Consider the following 17,832-nt stretch of genomic DNA (forward strand, 5'->3'; position numbering starts at 1 on the left):
ATTTGATTTTGTGATTCTTTTCTTTCGTTTATCATTAGTAAACTCCTATGTAATAAATTAAAATATTTATTATTATATTACATATATGTATAAAATTAAAGACTGCTGACACTTTGTCAGCAGTCTGTAATTATAAAAGCTGCCATAAAGGCAGCTTTTATAATATTTCAACTTTATAATATTTTAGCCAATTATTAATTTGGATTAGATAAGCTATCATTTGGGGTCCTGTCATAAGCTGACCATACCACGGAGTCTTATAGGATTCTCCCTTAGTGTCTACAATACTCTTAACTGCCTTTTTATCAATTATATCTAATATAGGTGAAGATGTATCCTTTAATATATCATTCATCTTATTACATACCATATCAGTATATATAGGATTATGTGTCTTTGGATATGGGCTCTTTTTCCTATAAATTATTTCTTCTGGAAGTATTCCTTCTAATGCTTTTCTTAATAATCCCTTCTCCCTTCCATTAAGAAGCTTAATATCATTTGGGATATTGAAGGCATACTCAACCAATTTGTAATCTGCAAAAGGAACTCTTACTTCTAAGCTATTTGCCATACTCATTCTATCTTTTCTATTTAATAAATTAAGCATAAACCATCTTAAGTTTAAGTAAAATAATTCTCTCATTCTAAACTCTATAGGACTTTCATTATCTAAGTGAGGAACTTCTTTTAAAGTATTCCTATATGCATTATCTGCTGCCTCTTCTATTTTCAAGCCTTTGAGTTCTGGACTTAATATAGCCCTTCTTTCTTTTATAAATCTTGACCACGGGAAGGTATTACTCCATATCATATCCTCATTAGTAAACCATGGATATCCTGCAAACAATTCATCTGCACATTCTCCAGATAATGCTACAACAAAATCTTTTTTTACTTCCTTGCAAAATAGATATAATGAAGAATCCACATCTGCCATTCCCGGAGCATCTCTACCAATTAAAGCTTCATCTAAAGCATTTACTAAATCTCCATGATTTAAAATTATATTTCTATGATTACTACCAATAAACTTACTCATAACTTCAGCATAATATTTATCTGAAGTTGGTTGAAATAATGATGACTTAAAGTATTTTTCATTATCTTCATATTCAATAGAAAATGTAGTAAGCTGTTTATTCTTCTTTCTAAATTCTGATGCTGCAATTGCTGAAATAGCTGATGAATCTAGTCCTCCTGATAAGAAGGTACATAAAGGGACATCTCCAACCAGTTGCCTTTTAATAGCATCAACAAGTAACTCTCTTACATGCTCTACAGCTTCTTCTTCACTTTCATTAAATTCCTTAGCCTCAAGTCTCCAATATATTTCTTTTTTTATACCATCACTATTTAGAACTAAATATTCACCTGGCTTAACTTCTTCAATATCTTTAAAATAGGTTTTTCCTGGAGTTATTGCTGGTCCTAAAGCAAATAATTCAGTTAATCCATCTTTGTCTACTACAGCCCTAACTGCTGGATGTTTAAGTAATGCTTTTATTTCTGAACCAAATATTAAGTTATCTTCCTTGAAACTATAAAATAGAGGCTTTACCCCCATAGCATCTCTTGCTAATACAACTTGATTCTTATTCTTATCATAAATGGCAAAAGCAAATATTCCATTGAACTTTTCTATGGCAGATATTCCCCATCTAATATAGGAAAGTAATAAAACCTCTGTATCAGAATATCCTTCAAAAGTAAAACCATCATCGATTAATTCTTTTCTTAAATCTTCTGTATTATATAATTCACCGTTATATACTAATACATATTCCCTATTATCAATACTCCTTTTCATAGGCTGAACTCCGCCTTTAGGATCTACTACTATTAATCTTCTATGTCCAAACATAACATTAGTAGATAAGTAACTTCCATCAGAATTAGGCCCTCTTAAACTTAAAGTATCTGTCATTGCTTTTAAAGTTCCAAATTCATCCTTTATATTCTTTTTAAAATTAACAAAGCCTGTTATTCCACACATCTTCATCCTTCTTTCTGATTTTCTATAATTATAGTTATATGTTTAACTTTTCCCGATAGTGATAAATTTATAATCAAAAATATGTCTTAGATATTCTCATTTAATTTGATTTATATGGAAATATATTACAAATTACTGTATAATTTAAGTATTATGTTATAAAGGGAGAGATGTTATATGTTAAAAAAATTTGCCTCTGATGCACTTGGTTTAAGTGATATCGGAAAAATTATTAATCCTAAGGACTATAATAAAGTTGATGCAGATGACTATATTATGCATGAAGATGAGGAAAAAATATTTTTCTTAATTAAATCTAGAACCGATGAATATTGTTTTACTAATTTAGCATTTATTCATGTTGATGGTACTTCAGCAATAAGTAAAAAAAGGTTAGTAAAAAGATATGATTATTATAAGCATAATTTTTCAAATGCTTCCATAGAAACTGCTGGAACTGTAGACTTAGATTGCGAATTAAAGTTCTTCATAGATGATATATCATTTTCTATAGATGTTGATAAAAATCAGATTGAAAATCTAAAAGATATCTATAAAACATTAATAAAAATAGGACATATAACTGAAAGCAATGATATTATGCTTAATAAATCAGAGAAAACATTAGAAATGGCTGTAAATTCTTGTGGTAGTCAAAGACTAGAAAGTGGAAACTTATCTGAAGTATTTAAAGAAATAAACGAATATGCCTTTAAGTGGATAGAATCTTCTAGAGAAAGATATATAAAAAAAGATTTTACAGATATATTTAAGAAGTATATAAATAACTAAATTAAAAATAGGGGCTGTCTTAAGACACCCCCTATTTTTATATTATTATAAAATCATTTATAAGCTAATTTACTTCTAATTAACATCTAAAATGAACTTCTCTATTACTTTTGCAACACCATCATTATCGTTGCTGTCAGTTATATAATTAGCTGCTTTCTTCACTTCATCAAAGGCATTCTCCATTGCAACTCCTAGACCTGCATATTCTATCATATGTAGATCATTACCTGCATCACCTAAAGCAATAACTTCATCTTTATTAACCCCTAAGTGCTTTGCTAATAATTCTACTCCAATACCTTTATTAGCTTCCTTGTGTAAAAATTCTAAGAAATGAGGTGAGCTTCTTACTATAGTATATTTATCGTATAATTCCTTTGGCAATTTTTCTATAGCTTCAGTTAATACATCTTCCTCATCTATCATCATTATCTTTACAATTACTTCATCATATTTTATAACAGATATGTCCATTTCATTTATATCAATATTATTTATATTTGCTTCTACTTCAGTATAAGTGCTGTTTTTTGGAGTTACTAATCCATATTTTTCAGAAAAAGCATGAATATTTACTCCAAGATCATCACTAATACTTTTTAAATAATGAAAATCTTCACCTTTTAATGCAATTTTAGCTATTACATCTTTATTTGAAGTTTTTTGAACAAAAGCACCATTATAGCTTAAAACATAGTCCTTATCTGTATACATATCTAATTCTTCTAAATATCTTGAAACACCTTCAATAGGTCTTCCTGTTGCTAATACTACAGTTACTCCATTATCTCTTGCTGCCTTTATTGCATTTTTGGTTCTATCAGATATAGTTTTATCTTTTCTTAATAAGGTACCATCCATATCTATAGCTACTAACTTATACATATAATCCTCCGTTTATTAATACAATTTTTTCTTTCAATTATATCATATAAATTAATAGTATAAAGACTATTTCTCAAACTCTATATAAGTTTTTAAAACCTTATTAAATCCATCTCGTTTTAATATATCAAAAATAACTCCAATTACTTCATAGCTTGAAGTAATTAATGTATCTTTTCTAATCTTTAATAAAATGCTTTCAACATCAGAAACAATTATTTTTAAGTCTGATTCATTTAACATAGATTCGCTATCATTTGCTGCATTTTCAATACTTGTCTTAATTTTTTCGATCTTAAATTCTTCAATTCTTCCATCTTTTTTTATAATTTTCATACGATTACCTTCTTTCTATTTTACTTAATAAATATCTATGTCTGCGTATTTTATTAATGTAAACATATCTTTAGCAAGCTTACCTATAGTAATATTTTCATTACTATAATTTAAATCTGATACTATATCTTCATATTATAATTAAAATTTCATCTTCTGTATTATGCCCTTATATATCATATTTATAGCATACTTCCTTTTTAAAGAGAATAGAGTGACACTAATACACCTATCATTTACTATATTTATACCTTAATTAAGATTAAATACTTCATCTTTAGAATTACTAATATCAGTATTAATTTCATTATATTTATCATTAATCATTTTAGTGATAACCTTTACAATTATATTATACAATTAAATCCATTTTCACTCAAGATTTTAACCATATATAGATTTTATATTTTACTTATTTACTCTTAAAAATAAAAAAGTATGAATAATCATCTAATATGTAAAATTAAAACTTTCAATTTATTTTAAATGATACTTCATACTTTTATTTTCTTATCTACTATTCAATTATAATTTTTTACTTTTTCGCTCTACTTAACTTAGCTATTTTACCCTTTATTTTTATTTCTTTATACTTTCTTAAAATATTATTGCCCTTGCCATTTAAAATATCTACAAATGAGAATCCATCTTGCACGTCAATTATACCTATATCTTCTCCTGTCAATTCTTCTAAATTACTTAAGGCTCCGAGTATATCTACATTTCTTATTTTCTTCTTTTTACCTGCTCCTATATGAATTTTAGTTACTTCATTATGTACAGTTTTTTTATTACTTACATTATTTCCATAATTATTTTTTTGATCTTCAAAAAACTTTTTTCTACCTTCTATTACTTTTTCATATTCAGGAATAGTAATTTCTTCTATTTTATACCCTATATATTCTTCTATATCATCTAAAAATCTCTTTTCTCCTAATGTAGTAAGAGTAATTGCTAATCCATTTTTTTCTCCTCTACCACTTCTACCTATTCTATGAACATAGCTTTCCTTTTCCATAGGCACTTCATAATTAAATACATTTGTAATATGATCAATATGAATACCTCTAGCTGCTATATCTGTAGCTACTAACACTTTAAATTCCTTATTCTTAAAACTTTCCATTACTTTTAATCTATCTCTTTGATCCATATCTCCATGAAGCTCATTTACCTTAATTCTTTCTTTTTTAAGTAAAGATGATAGACTCTTAACAGAATCTTTAGTATTACAGAATATAATTACAGATTCATCGCTGAAATTATAAAGTAGTTTTTGTAATGTTTTATACTTATCTTCTCTATTTATAACAATATATTTTTCACTTATCTTTTCTTTATTGAATACTTTTGATCTTATATCTAAAACTTTAGGCTCATTCATATACTTTAAATATAAACCTTCTATTTCACTAGGTACAGTAGCTGAGAAAAGAGCAGTACTTCTATTTTTAGGCATAGAATTTAATACTTCTGCTATTTGATCTATAAATCCCATATTAAGCATCTTATCTGCTTCATCTATTACTACATGCTCAATCTTGCTAGTATCTAAATTCCCTCTTTTTATATGGTCTATTACCCTACCTGGTGTACCACAAACTATATGAACTCTTTGCTTTAATTCTCTAATTTGTTCATTAAATGGCTGCTTTCCAAAAATAGCTGCGCATCTTATTTTTTTCAATCTGCCTATATCAGAGATATCACCTTTTACCTGCATTGCAAGTTCTCTTGTAGGTACTAGTACTAATGCCTTTACTATATTTTCCTCTTCATTAATTAACTCACACAGTGGTATTCCAAAGCTTGCAGTTTTACCACTTCCAGTTTGTGACTTAACAACTATATCTTTTTTATTTAACATTTCTGGTATAACTTCTTTTTGAACTTCAGAAGGATTTTCAAATCCTAAGTTCTTTAGAGCTTTTAAAATTTCATTATTTAAGCTCAAATCTTCAAATTTATTTATTTTCATAAACTTACCTCTTTTTATTAACTTTAAATATCCTTATTTATTATCTTCCCCATATTATTATATGTCTATATTTAATTTTCTTAGTTCTTCTCTTAAACTACTAGTATCTTCAAGAAAAACTGTACTAATACCTAATTCATTCGCTCCTTCTATATTTGCTTTTGTATCATCAATAAATATAGTTTCGCTTGGATTTAAATTATATCTTTCTAATATCAATTTATATATAGCTTCTTCTGGCTTAATTATCTTTTCAGCATATGATACAACTCCACCATCAAAAAGTTTAAAAAACTTATTCTTTTTTACCACTTCTTCAAAAGCTAAATGATGAAAATTAGATAAATAGTAGACTTTATATCCTTTTTCTTTTAAATCTTCTAATACCGTAATTGTATCCTCAATAGGACTTAATATATCATACCAATCTTCAAAAGCCAAATTAATATCATCTCTATATTCTAGATTTCTATCAATTATGTTTTTTATAGCTTCCTTTTCAGTAATAGTTCCCCTATCTAGCATTACCCATTCCTCACTTTGGAATATTGCTTTAAAAACATTGCTAATTCTATCTTCCGTTATCTTACTTTTTAAGTAATCCATTGGACTAAAACTTAAAAGAACATTTCCTAAATCAAAAATTACATTCTTATACATAAGTCCTCCCCCTATATTATAAAGAACAGTAGATAGAATAATATTGCCTACCTACTGCTTGTTAATAATAATTTTATTCTCTATTTATCTTTATTACAACATTTTGATACTTTTAAAGGTCTCATCATTTCATGGTCCTCATGCTCTAAGAAATGACAATGCCAAACATAATCTCCAGAATAGCCTTTAAATTGCATTATTATTCTAGTAACTTTTCCCGGTTCCGCATCTATTGTATCCTTAAATCCTTTTTCATAATCTTTAGGTGGCTCTTCTTCACCTGTAAACATTACTTTACCAGTATCATTATAACATTCAACATCAAAAGGCCTTCTCCATAAAAGCTTAAATTGAACTAAGTGAATATGAATAGGATGTCCACCAAACATAGGATTAATCAAATTCCATATTTCTACCGAATCAAACTCTACATCCTCAGTAGTTGGATCAGTCCAAGTCATATTATCAATGAGTAGCATAGGCCTACCATAATGATCTGTTTCTACACCAAAGGAAACTCTTCTTTTCTTACTTACAGCATCGATATTAGGACCATGATCAATTCTTAAAGTCTCAGGGATAGTGCTTTCGTCCTCTCCTTCAAGGCTTTTTACTACATTGAATTTCATAATCATATCAGTTCCAGGTGTAGGTGCTGAAACATCATCATTCATTAATGTAATTTCTTCACCTTTATACTTAGAAAAATCTATAATTAAATCTATTCTTTCAGATGGCATTATCTTGAAACTATCTATAGGATTCGGCATTTCTATTAATCCACCATCAGTTCCAATTTGAATAAATTCAGCGCCATTTGATAGTCTTAAAATATATTCTCTTCTATTAGATGCATTTATAAGTCTAAATCTGTACTTTCTAGGTTCAACATCTAAATATGGCCATATTTTCCCATTAACTACAATAGTATTTCCAAAGAATCCTGGAACTATTGATGGAAAAGTATCTACGGGGAATGGAGGCCTGTCCGGATAAAACAATTCTCCATCTTCTTTAAATGATTTATCTTGAATTAATAGAGGAATCTCATACTCACCCTTCGGTAAGTTTAATCTCTCTTCTAGATCATCTCTTAAAATATAAGCTCCTGCAAGACCTGCATAAACATTTAATCTAGTTTGTCCCATAGCATGGTCATGGTACCATAAAGTTGTTCCTGATTGATAATTATCATATTTATATATTTTTCTACTAAAAGTTGGTCCTACAATTTTAAAATTTCTTGTAAACCAAGCTTCTGGATGTCCATCACTACTACTATCTACTTTGGCTCCATGCAAGTGAACTACAGTCTTTACTTCAGGATCATCTACTGTTCCATGCAAGGTTCTATCATAAGGTAGAAAATGGCTTTTAGGAAGTTGATTTTCCCATAAAACATAGGTTGGTATATTCTTAAAAGCTTCTATAGTAGGTCCTGGACATAAACCATTATATCCCCATATTTTAGTTTTAGGAAAATAAGAAGAAAAGTAATGTTGACTTTCCCTCATAGTTATTCTATACATCAATCTTTCTTGGCCAGATTCATCTATTCCTAGTATAGGCTTTTCTACCTTTGGAACAGGTAATTTATCTATAAATTTAGGGATAGTATTTGGATCAGATGGATTCACAGAATTACCTTCATGATTCTTTTTAACTTCTTCATTTATCTCCTCTGAAAGTTCTCCCGATATTTCATTTTTATTCATAGTATTATTCACTCCTTGATATATCATAATACAATATATTCAAGGCTATTTAATATGACATATGTAAAATAAAATATTAAATAAAATAATATCCAAATGCGTATCCTGCATACATAAATACTGCATTCCAAATTGCTATACCTATTGTTGAATATATTGAAAACTTCACTATATTCATTCTAAACATCCCTGCTACAAATGGAATTAATGTCCTTACTGCAGGAAGAAGTCTAATAATTAAAACACCTTTATCACCATAGTTCTCGATATATTGGCATACCTTGTCTATAGAATTCCTTGTCTTTGGAAACTTATTATAAACCCATGTAAGTATAGGTTGACCAAACCAATAAGAAATTCCATATAATACATAGCTAGCCAAGGCTCCAGCTATAACTGATATACATAGAGCTACTATAAAATTCATATCAGCTTTTGCAACTGCAATTCCTAAAGCCGGCATTATAATAGCTGCACCTAGTCCTGGAAAATTTAAATACTCTAAAAATATTATTGTAAAAACAAATATTAATCCATATCTAGCAAAATACTCTATCACTATTTGTATGCTGTCCATAATCTCCACACTCCAAGTCATCTTCTAATGACTCTTAGTTTACCCCATCTTTCTTAATATAAACTTAACAAAAAATATTAATTTTCTTAAATATAACTTAATAAAGTGTAAAATATTTATTTTAACTTATATATGCTAATAAAAGCTTAATTGTATTTTCTAATCCTTCATAATGAGTTCTTTCCATACCATGAGAAGCATGTACCCCAGGACCTATAAGTGCTCCCCTAATATCATTTCCCCCTCTTAAGGCAGCTCCTACATCTGAACCATACATTGGATATATATCTACTGCATACTTAATATTATTATCCTTTGCTAAGTTTATTAGTTCAGTTACCATATTATAATCATAAGGTCCTCCTGAATCCTTAGCACAAATTGATACGTCATATTCTGTACAAGACAAATCATCACCAATACATCCCATATCTACAGCTATCATTTCAGTTATATCTTGTGGTATATATGAAGCTCCATGACCAACTTCTTCATAAACTGAAATAAATAATTTCAATGTATATTTCGGAGTTATTTTTTCTCTGCTTAAAAGTTCTAAAAGTCCCATTAAAGCAGCTACACTTCCCTTATCATCTATAAACCTTGATTTAATAAATCCACTTTCAGTAATAGTTGTCTTTGTATCTAAGAATATAAAATCTCCAGGACATATTCCTAAAGCTTCTACATCCTTCTTTGATAGAACCTTCTCATCTATTCTAACTTCCATATTCTCAGGATCACGTTTTTTATCCTTACTATCTGGATAAACATGAACTGCTGGACTTGTGCTTAAAAAAGTACCAGTATAAATTCTTCCATCTCTAGTTCTTATCTTGCAATATTCACTATCCATAGTAGCTGGAATAGGTCCTCCAAGTAGTGTAAACTTTAATGTTCCACTATTAGTTATAGATCTAACCATAGCACCTAAAGTATCTACATGAGCGGCTAATCCTATTACTCTCTCGTTGCTTTCCCCATTAACTGTTATAATTCCACAGCCTTTTCTAGTAGTGCTAAATTCATATCCGAACCCTGTAGCAATCTTTTTAATTTCTTCCATGATATCAAAGCAAAATCCTGTTGGACTATCAAACTCTAATATCCTTTTTGCAGTATTTAAAACATAATCCTTATTTACTCTATAGTTCATATAACCACTCCTTTTATTATTATTATTATTATTATTATTATTACATTTAATATATTTTAAAAACACCTAATAACTCATTAAATATGTAGTTTACCTACAACTTATTATCTATAATATTATACCATCTGTGGTTAAAAATATATATTATGATATTAAATATAATAAGTTTTACTTTAGATAAAATAGTTGTCTAATCTATCACTAAAAAGAAATGAGCTGTCACACAAGGACAGCTCATTTAATAATTATTACTGTTATTTCATAAGAATTAATAAGATAACTCTTAATTCTTCATTCATACTTATTAATTGTATGACAGCATCTTATTTATTATTTTTATCTTATTTAATAAAATTAAGCTCTTCTAATAACTCTTTTGCTATTTCTCTTTCTTTTCCTTTATAAGGATAAGAGTGAATATGAATAGCAGGGTTAAAGTTTAGCTCTATTATAGAATAATTAATATCTTCTCTATTATAATCCTCTATCATCATATCAACACCACAGATTCTAGCTCCTACAGCCTTAGCAGATTCCACTGCAATCTTTTTATAAGCTTCTGGAATTTCATCTGTATAATCTATACTATCTCCACCTGTGCTAATATTTGAGTTCTCTCTTAGATATACTATTTCATCCTTCTTAGGAATATAATTAAAATCTAATCCATCTTGCTTTAAGAACAATGCAACATGATCATCTAAGTTAATTTTTTCTAAAGGAGTTTTATATCCCTTACCTCTAAGTGGATTTTTATTCTTTTCTTCTACTAATTCCTTTATATTTCTTTCACCATCACCTATAACATTAGCCGGTACTCTATGGAGTATTCCTGAAACCTTATCTCCAATTACTAAAAATCTATATTCTTTTCCTTTTATAAACTCTTCAACTAAAACTGTATTATCATACTTAAATGCTATATTCATAGCTTCTTTAATATCATCTTCTGGTGCTCCATCTTTAAATATAGATATTCCAAGTCCAAAGTTAGTTGATTTTGGCTTAATTACTATAGGCTCATTTATATATCTACAGGCACTTTCTAGGGCATCCTCTAAACTGAAGAATTCACTTCCTCTAGGAACCCTTATTCCTTTATCATCTAAAATTTTCTTAGTTATAACCTTATTTTCCATCATTAAAACAGTTATATAACTATCCTTTGATGTCTTAGTTGCTTGCTTAACATATTCAATATGATCATCTTTTTTAAGGGAAATAAAGTTCTCACTTCTATCTAAAACCTCTACCTTTATTCCTCTTTTAATAGCTTCTTTCATTAGTATTTGAGTTGATAACTCTAAATCTTCATATCCATAAAGCTTAAATCTATTTTCATATGCTTCATCCATATACTTTCTAGATAATTCTAAATGACTTTCAATAAATCCTTTTTCCTTAACCATTTCTGATATTCTATAAGCATAAGTTAATTTAGGATCTAACACTTTATTAATCATATCTTTAATTAAATCTTCTTTTCCAAGACTTAACTTACTATTCATATCTAACATTTCATTTAAGATTGATAATGCCCAAGCTTCCTTAGATATAGTTTTACCATCCTTATATAAAACTACATCCATTTGGCCATATATGGATATAATATTTTGATTGTTTTGTGCCTCTTCTTGCCAAGCTTTATAATCACTTTCCTCTTTAGTAAGAAGATATAAAGTAAATAAATTAATGAAATTTAAATCTTCTAAGGAAATTCCTACTTTATTAAAAGGATTAATATCTATACTTCTAATTTCTAAATAATTAATTCCATCCTTAAGTAAAGATTCTAAAAACTTCATATTATCATAAGCCTTAAGTCTTACTTGAGTATAAAGTTCCTTATGACTATCAATCATCTTATCTTCTATAAACTTATAAACACTTTCAACATAACTTTTTACAGAGTCATAATTTGGATATAAATCAATAGGATTCTTATATCCACATTCACTATTTCTATATGAAACTGCTCCACTATTACTAAAACTATCTTTAGATATCTTATCTAAATCAACTACACACTTTTCTCCAAAAGTTTCATGCATAGTTGTAGTTCCACCTAATAGGTAGATTAAAAGCCATCTATACCTTAAATAATTTCTTACTACCTTTAAATAAAGATTATCTCTAAAATCTCTATAACTCTCTTCTTTTCCTAATTTGCTATACAAATCTTTAATTAAATCTTCTCTAAAAGAAAAATTATAGTGAATTCCTGAAATTAATTGCTTTTTTCCACCATATTTTTTAAATAACTTTTTTCTATAATTGCTAGCTACCGACCCGCTACTACATTTTCCGTAATCTGCAATTGGAATTAAATCATCTGTTGGAATATCACAAGGCATTGATTGTGGCCATAAATATTCATCTTTAAGTTCTAATGCAGTTATATCATAAATAGAATTTAAAAAACTATATACTTCTTCTAACGTATGTAATGTAGGAGTAATAAGCTCTATTTGACTTTCAGAAAAGTCTGTTGTTATATATGGATGAGTTATTTTACATTCAAATACTTCTGGATGCTTTGTTAATGCCAGTTTTCCATCTTCATTAACTCTTAATGTTTCACGCTCTATTCCAAAATTACCTCTTAACAACTTTTCTTTATAATTCAGTGACTGAATCACATCTAACATTTTTATACACCTTCCATATTTTCAATTTATATATTAAATACGCAGTTATTCCTTTTAATACGCTTGATATTGATATAGCAAACCAAACGCCATTTATCCCTAATTTCCCTATTAATACTAAGGCTATTGGTATTCTTAATATAGTAAAAACTATACTTATAATAGCTGGTATCTTAGGATATCCAAGTCCAGTAAAAACACCATTTGATATCATTTCTATTGTAGAAAAAGCTTGAGAAAATCCAATAATCATTAAATATCCACTTGCTATCTTAATTGTTGCTTCTTCTCTTACAAAAAGTTTAACTAAAATATCTGGTGTAAAAATAAATACTATACTTACTAATAAAGCATAAATAATACCTATTCCAACTGCTGTATTATATCCTTTGTTTATTCTATCATATTTTTTTGCTCCAAAGTTTTGTCCTACAAAACCTGATATAGCTCCATTTAGCCCTCCAACTACCATATAGACTACTGACTCAATTTGAAGTCCTATTTTCTGAGCAGCAATAGCATCAGCTCCAAAGCTTCCTATTATTCTTGCTAAAAGAATATTTACAAAAGTAAATAAAACTCTTTGAAAGGACATAGGTAGTCCAAGTAGTGCTATTTCTTTTATCTTACTAAAATTAATTCCTAATGAAAAATCCACCTTAAATAAAGATTTGGATTTTCTTATAAATAATAAAAACATAATTCCATTAGCAATTAATGTTGCAAAAGCTGCCCCAGATACTCCTAGTTTAAAGGTATATATCATTAATGGATCTAAAACAATATTTATTATAAGTCCTATAGCACTTATAGTTAATGCAGATTTAGTATTCCCAAAACTATTAAAAATTCTTATATATAAAGTATTATAAAAAGAAAAAAATAACATTGGTGCACTTATTGCTATATATATATATGCATTTTTTTCAACTACAGCATTACCTATATTCAAGAATCCTATAAAACTTTTACCTAAGAAAATAAGTGCTAAACTATATAATCCTCCGACTATAGCATTTAAAATTACTCCATTTAATATGTATTCATCTACGGCTTTATTATCCCTTCTTCCAAAGGAGTGAGCAACTTTTATTCCTGTACCTATAATTACTAATGCATTTATTGAGTATCCAAGTCCCACGTAAAAACTTGAAGAACCTATACTAGCAACAGCATCACTACCTAAGCCTCCTACCCATAGCATATCTATTAAATTATACGTAAATTGAAGAAAGGAACTTCCCATTATAGGCAAGGATAAAGCTAAAAGCACATTTAAAACTTTTCCTTTAGTTAAATCAACCTTATTCATAATCTCTCCTAAATTATAATTATTCCTTTAATATTTCATTTAAAAAATCTAAAACTTCATCACATAATTCTTTATCTAATCTATAATATATCCAAGTTCCTTCTTTTCTGCACTTTACAATTCCAGAATCCATAAGAACCTTCATATGATGAGATAAGGTTGGCTGAGTAAACTTAAAGCTCTCCAGTATTATACATGCACATTTTTCCCCAGATGAAAGCATATCCACAATCTTAAGCCTATTCACTTCACTTAATGCTTTTAATATTTTAATATTTTTTTCATATTTTTTAGTCATAACCATCACCTTTATATATTTTATCCCATCGCTACCATTGCTAACACTCCCACCTTCTATAAGTGGGAGTTAAGCACTGCTACGCGCCTGGATTAGTTCTCCTAACCTTCAGATAGAGTAGGCATCCTGTACTCTGTAAAAGAAATCCACACAAAACACAAGATTTTGGTTCTCTACTTTTTAATAAAACTCCGCCTGAAGATAAGAATCACTTTATATAGACAACTATCTATATATGACCCTTATATAAATATAGATAATTATCTATGTTTAGTCAATAGAAATTTTTATATTTATATTTGGTAAACCAAATTAATATGTTCATTTATTAATTCAAATAGAAATTATTATTCCCGTTCTCCTAAAAGTTATTAATTGAAGCTATTTTAATTTTGACAAATTATACTTTTACATAATTTGTATATATGGTATATTGGTATTAAATAGTAATTACTATAAATTAAGAATATTAACAATAATTTCCATTAATTATTAATGGATAAAATGAACAACACTATTTACGGTAGATTTCTAACTCTACTTGCTAGGGATAAAGTATATAAAATAATTGCTGGTGCTATAAGTTTAGATAGGTCTAGGAAATATAATAGGTATAAAAATACTAAATAAGTAGGTGAAAGCATGAAGAACGTATTAAAAATTAATAACATTATGACTTTAGGTTGCTTTTTATTAAGTGCTTTTTTTATATATAAAATAGCTTATGCTATTGGGAAGGCTATTGCACACTTAATTAAATAGGAATACTTAAATCTCGAAATTAATCATATAATTACCTAAAGTGAATGAACTAAACTACTATTATCTTAAAAGTTATTAATTAGATCTATTTTAATTTTGACAAATTATACATGTTTATTTTTATAGAAATTTGATATAATATAAATAAAGAATGTAGAATAATAAAATAGGGTGCTACCAACACCCTATAATATACAATTCTGGTTGCTTAGGCAACTGGTATCACTAGAATTTTTATTAGTAAAAATAGTAGCTATCCAATTCGACCTGGGGCTACTATTTTTTTGAGATTTTTTCTATAAGTACAACTATAAATGTTAGTAATGCTAGTAAAAATAATCCTGCCTGAAATAGTAACATTAAATCATCGTTACTCATATGTACCACCTCCTTTCACAAGAAAGGTGAGTGATACCAGTAGCCCACATTCAACTATCCAATTGTACTTTAGAATTATAGCACAGTTTTATATCTCTTAAACAGAAGACTAATATGTAAATCATCTTTCATATTTTCTCTCCATATGTTATTATTTAATTGTATTTTAAAGTAATTAATTGAAATTAAAGGATGGTTTTAATATGAATAAAACTTTAAAATTAATAGATGCAATCTTTATAAAAAAACTTATTTTAGTTTTACTAACTTTATTTATAGTTTATCCTGCTATTTATAATATAGGTAAATACTTTGGATCTGTAATTGCTCTAATATATTTCTTTATTAATTAAAATTTTAATAATATTTGTTAGATAAATTTTTAAGGAGGTTCAAGTATTTAAACCTAAATTAGAAATAATATTAACTTATTTGGTATCTGTATTTGCCTTTATTTCCACTATTAGCTCATTCATGATAATCACTCCAAATATAATTTGATTAATATTCTTATATATTAATTTTAAATAAGTATATGGAGGTCTATTTATGCTTATTGACATATCAATCTCATTAATCATTATATTTTCAATAGTTGAATTTTTTATTCAAAAAACAGCAAATAAAAAATACAAACATATTCAATATATAAACTCTACATTAATCTTATTGTTTTTTATTGATACATTTGAAAATTTTTCTCTATGGATTAATAAATTAAATTTTATATTATGTTCTATATAATTTCTTCTGATTCTTAGAAATTATATTAGTATCAAGAAAAAATAATTTAGTAAATAATAGCAATATAAATGGAGGTAAAATATGAAAGAAGTAGAAATAAAAAATTTCATTGCTTATTCAAATATAATATTTTTAGCAATAATGGGATTCCTTATTGCTAAAAACAGGCTTGATTTAGGAAGTGTTTTAATGGCGACTTCTCTATTTTATACATTATCTATACAATTCATATTAAATAAGAAATCAGTTAAAAAGACGGATAAAGAGAAAACATTATGATAGATACTCGGAAAGAACTATAGTTAAATGATTGAGTATTTTCAATAACTATCATTAGAGTAGTCTATAAAATTTAGAAAGCGTATGGAATAATTACAATACTATAAGTTCGATTAGACTAGAAATTTATAATTAGTGAAAAACATCAAACAAGTATGTAAAAGTATGAAGACTATAATAAAATTGATATCATTAAAACTTTGAGTTACTTTTTATTAAGTGAGGATGTAGAAAGATTTGTGTAAAAGCAAATCTTTCTACATCCTCGTTTTTTTATTAATTTTTCATTGTGCGACAGCACCTTATTTATTTATACTTTTCAATCTCTCTATTTCTTCTTTTTGTTCTTTTATAACCTTTAAAAGCTCTTCTTCTTTACTAACCCATTCTTTACTAAGGTCATTAATTAAAGAAGCCATTTCATCAGCACTTCCTACGATTCTATTAAATAAAAGAAGATTTGATTTTAATATTTCTGGGATTTCTATATGTGAATATCTAAGTCTATGATCTATTTCACCATAACCTTCTTCAAATATTGTTCTTACTTGAATTTCAGCTATTACTTTTTCATTAGTTGGATAAAACTCAACTAAATAATGAACTGATCTATATCCTGATATTCTTGATCTAACTTCTATATTAAGCTCTTCAAACTTTTTAGTATTATCCCCTTCTCTAACATTTGCAGTAACTTCTATAACCTTCCAAGTCTTAGTTATAAATTCATGAATATCCTGCCATTGGTCCTTAAATATATGTATAACTCTAATTCCAATTAAATCATTTATTTCATTTTTATAATTATTTAATGTAAATTGAAAGTCATCACCATATTTTAATCTTCTATCTTCAGTTTTTCTTATAATTTTTTCTATTAATCTATCTGGTTCTTTTAATCTAGATTTCACTGAATGAACCATTGGCTGAGAACGTAAAATATTAGATATAAATCCTGCTTGATTCTCATAAGATACTTTATAATCTACAAAGTCATTATAAATATCTTTTAAAACTTCAGTATTTATATTCTTTTCTTCAATTATTTTCTCTACATGCGGATATTTCAATAAAAATTCATCTATATTAAAACTTTTCTTCATTTATGTTTCCCCTTTAGCTATATGGTACTGTCGCAACAGTCCCATATTAAAAATGTAAAATGTAGAATTATTGATGTAATTCGGATTGGCCCCCTCAAATGGGACCTTATACACTGATTACTAACTCATTCTTAAAATTACAGTTTTTTAGATTGTAGAACTCTTCTGGAGTTCTATAATCTATTGCTGAATGAACTCGTTTAGTGT

At 27.4% G+C, this 17,832-nt stretch carries 16 protein-coding genes; 3 read left to right on the forward strand and 13 right to left on the reverse strand.

Going from position 1 to position 17,832, the window contains the following annotated elements:
* Positions 1 to 157: 157 nt before the first annotated feature.
* On the reverse strand, positions 158 to 1,996 hold the full coding sequence (asnB, locus tag GPX08_RS13855; RefSeq protein ID WP_156627399.1) for an asparagine synthase (glutamine-hydrolyzing): 1,839 nt from the start codon (positions 1,994 to 1,996) through the stop codon (positions 158 to 160).
* A 177-nt stretch (positions 1,997 to 2,173) separates the two neighbouring features.
* Between asnB and GPX08_RS13860 the strand changes: the two genes are divergently transcribed.
* Positions 2,174 to 2,788: a hypothetical protein gene (locus tag GPX08_RS13860; RefSeq protein WP_156627400.1), complete on the forward strand. Its 615-nt coding sequence runs from the start codon at positions 2,174 to 2,176 to the stop codon at positions 2,786 to 2,788.
* Between the two features lie 75 nt (positions 2,789 to 2,863).
* Here the strand turns inward: GPX08_RS13860 and GPX08_RS13865 are convergent, their stop codons facing one another.
* From GPX08_RS13865 to GPX08_RS13915, 11 genes are all read right to left on the reverse strand, one after another.
* The gene (locus GPX08_RS13865) at positions 2,864 to 3,676 is read right to left on the reverse strand and encodes a sugar-phosphatase (RefSeq protein ID WP_156627401.1); all 813 of its coding nucleotides are present in this window, start codon (positions 3,674 to 3,676) and stop codon (positions 2,864 to 2,866) included.
* A gap of 66 nt (positions 3,677 to 3,742) precedes the next feature.
* The gene (locus tag GPX08_RS13870; protein ID WP_156627402.1) at positions 3,743 to 4,012 is read right to left on the reverse strand and encodes a hypothetical protein; all 270 of its coding nucleotides are present in this window, start codon (positions 4,010 to 4,012) and stop codon (positions 3,743 to 3,745) included.
* Positions 4,013 to 4,547: 535 nt separating this feature from the next.
* A complete protein-coding gene (locus GPX08_RS13875; RefSeq protein WP_156627403.1) occupies positions 4,548 to 5,993 on the reverse strand; it encodes a DEAD/DEAH box helicase in 1,446 nt (481 codons plus the stop codon).
* A 57-nt stretch (positions 5,994 to 6,050) separates the two neighbouring features.
* Positions 6,051 to 6,653 carry an HAD-IA family hydrolase gene (locus GPX08_RS13880; protein ID WP_156627404.1) on the reverse strand — a complete coding sequence of 201 codons (603 nt, stop codon included), beginning with the start codon at positions 6,651 to 6,653 and terminating at the stop codon, positions 6,051 to 6,053.
* Positions 6,654 to 6,733: 80 nt separating this feature from the next.
* Positions 6,734 to 8,368: a multicopper oxidase domain-containing protein gene (locus tag GPX08_RS13885; RefSeq protein WP_156627405.1), complete on the reverse strand. Its 1,635-nt coding sequence runs from the start codon at positions 8,366 to 8,368 to the stop codon at positions 6,734 to 6,736.
* Between the two features lie 76 nt (positions 8,369 to 8,444).
* Complete coding sequence (locus GPX08_RS13890) at positions 8,445 to 8,945, reverse strand: DedA family protein (RefSeq protein WP_156627406.1); 501 nt, start codon at positions 8,943 to 8,945, stop codon at positions 8,445 to 8,447.
* Positions 8,946 to 9,066: 121 nt separating this feature from the next.
* Complete coding sequence (locus GPX08_RS13895) at positions 9,067 to 10,101, reverse strand: M20/M25/M40 family metallo-hydrolase (RefSeq protein ID WP_156627407.1); 1,035 nt, start codon at positions 10,099 to 10,101, stop codon at positions 9,067 to 9,069.
* A gap of 341 nt (positions 10,102 to 10,442) precedes the next feature.
* Complete coding sequence (gene gshAB / locus GPX08_RS13900) at positions 10,443 to 12,749, reverse strand: bifunctional glutamate--cysteine ligase GshA/glutathione synthetase GshB (protein ID WP_156627408.1); 2,307 nt, start codon at positions 12,747 to 12,749, stop codon at positions 10,443 to 10,445.
* On the reverse strand, positions 12,718 to 14,061 hold the full coding sequence (locus GPX08_RS13905) for an MATE family efflux transporter (protein WP_156627409.1): 1,344 nt from the start codon (positions 14,059 to 14,061) through the stop codon (positions 12,718 to 12,720). The genes gshAB and GPX08_RS13905 overlap by 32 nt, the downstream gene beginning before the upstream one ends.
* Positions 14,062 to 14,080: 19 nt before the next feature.
* Positions 14,081 to 14,359, reverse strand: a complete 279-nt coding sequence (locus GPX08_RS13910; RefSeq protein ID WP_156627410.1) for a metalloregulator ArsR/SmtB family transcription factor — start codon at positions 14,357 to 14,359, stop codon at positions 14,081 to 14,083.
* Positions 14,360 to 15,397: 1,038 nt separating this feature from the next.
* Positions 15,398 to 15,499: a putative holin-like toxin gene (locus GPX08_RS13915; RefSeq protein WP_156627411.1), complete on the reverse strand. Its 102-nt coding sequence runs from the start codon at positions 15,497 to 15,499 to the stop codon at positions 15,398 to 15,400.
* 203 nt (positions 15,500 to 15,702) lie between these two features.
* On the opposite strand from GPX08_RS13915, the gene GPX08_RS13920 reads away from it, so the two are divergent.
* Both GPX08_RS13920 and GPX08_RS13925 read left to right on the forward strand, forming a co-directional pair.
* Positions 15,703 to 15,852: a hypothetical protein gene (locus tag GPX08_RS13920; RefSeq protein ID WP_156627412.1), complete on the forward strand. Its 150-nt coding sequence runs from the start codon at positions 15,703 to 15,705 to the stop codon at positions 15,850 to 15,852.
* A 472-nt stretch (positions 15,853 to 16,324) separates the two neighbouring features.
* Positions 16,325 to 16,522: a hypothetical protein gene (locus tag GPX08_RS13925; RefSeq protein ID WP_156627413.1), complete on the forward strand. Its 198-nt coding sequence runs from the start codon at positions 16,325 to 16,327 to the stop codon at positions 16,520 to 16,522.
* A 302-nt stretch (positions 16,523 to 16,824) separates the two neighbouring features.
* Here GPX08_RS13925 and GPX08_RS13930 read toward each other — a convergent pair whose 3' ends face one another.
* Positions 16,825 to 17,625, reverse strand: coding sequence for a GTP pyrophosphokinase (locus tag GPX08_RS13930; RefSeq protein WP_156627414.1), 801 nt, complete (start codon positions 17,623 to 17,625; stop codon positions 16,825 to 16,827).
* Positions 17,626 to 17,832: the final 207 nt, after the last annotated feature.

The sequence above is a fragment of the Clostridium tertium genome, assembly GCF_902652255.1.
Taxonomy (GTDB): domain Bacteria; phylum Bacillota; class Clostridia; order Clostridiales; family Clostridiaceae; genus Clostridium; species Clostridium tertium_A.

Bases quoted from the DNA above. Each gene is read 5' to 3' on its own strand.
- asnB (WP_156627399.1), bottom strand. From the start codon at position 1,996: ATGTGTGGAATAACAGGCTTTGTTAATTTTAAAAAGAATATAAAGGAT.
- GPX08_RS13860 (WP_156627400.1), top strand. From the start codon at position 2,174: ATGTTAAAAAAATTTGCCTCTGATGCACTTGGTTTAAGTGATATCGGA.
- GPX08_RS13865 (WP_156627401.1), bottom strand. From the start codon at position 3,676: ATGTATAAGTTAGTAGCTATAGATATGGATGGTACCTTATTAAGAAAA.
- GPX08_RS13870 (WP_156627402.1), bottom strand. From the start codon at position 4,012: ATGAAAATTATAAAAAAAGATGGAAGAATTGAAGAATTTAAGATCGAA.
- GPX08_RS13875 (WP_156627403.1), bottom strand. From the start codon at position 5,993: ATGAAAATAAATAAATTTGAAGATTTGAGCTTAAATAATGAAATTTTA.
- GPX08_RS13880 (WP_156627404.1), bottom strand. From the start codon at position 6,653: ATGTATAAGAATGTAATTTTTGATTTAGGAAATGTTCTTTTAAGTTTT.
- GPX08_RS13885 (WP_156627405.1), bottom strand. From the start codon at position 8,368: ATGAATAAAAATGAAATATCGGGAGAACTTTCAGAGGAGATAAATGAA.
- GPX08_RS13890 (WP_156627406.1), bottom strand. From the start codon at position 8,945: ATGGACAGCATACAAATAGTGATAGAGTATTTTGCTAGATATGGATTA.
- GPX08_RS13895 (WP_156627407.1), bottom strand. From the start codon at position 10,101: ATGAACTATAGAGTAAATAAGGATTATGTTTTAAATACTGCAAAAAGG.
- gshAB (WP_156627408.1), bottom strand. From the start codon at position 12,749: ATGTTAGATGTGATTCAGTCACTGAATTATAAAGAAAAGTTGTTAAGA.
- GPX08_RS13905 (WP_156627409.1), bottom strand. From the start codon at position 14,061: ATGAATAAGGTTGATTTAACTAAAGGAAAAGTTTTAAATGTGCTTTTA.
- GPX08_RS13910 (WP_156627410.1), bottom strand. From the start codon at position 14,359: ATGACTAAAAAATATGAAAAAAATATTAAAATATTAAAAGCATTAAGT.
- GPX08_RS13915 (WP_156627411.1), bottom strand. From the start codon at position 15,499: ATGAGTAACGATGATTTAATGTTACTATTTCAGGCAGGATTATTTTTA.
- GPX08_RS13920 (WP_156627412.1), top strand. From the start codon at position 15,703: ATGAATAAAACTTTAAAATTAATAGATGCAATCTTTATAAAAAAACTT.
- GPX08_RS13925 (WP_156627413.1), top strand. From the start codon at position 16,325: ATGAAAGAAGTAGAAATAAAAAATTTCATTGCTTATTCAAATATAATA.
- GPX08_RS13930 (WP_156627414.1), bottom strand. From the start codon at position 17,625: ATGAAGAAAAGTTTTAATATAGATGAATTTTTATTGAAATATCCGCAT.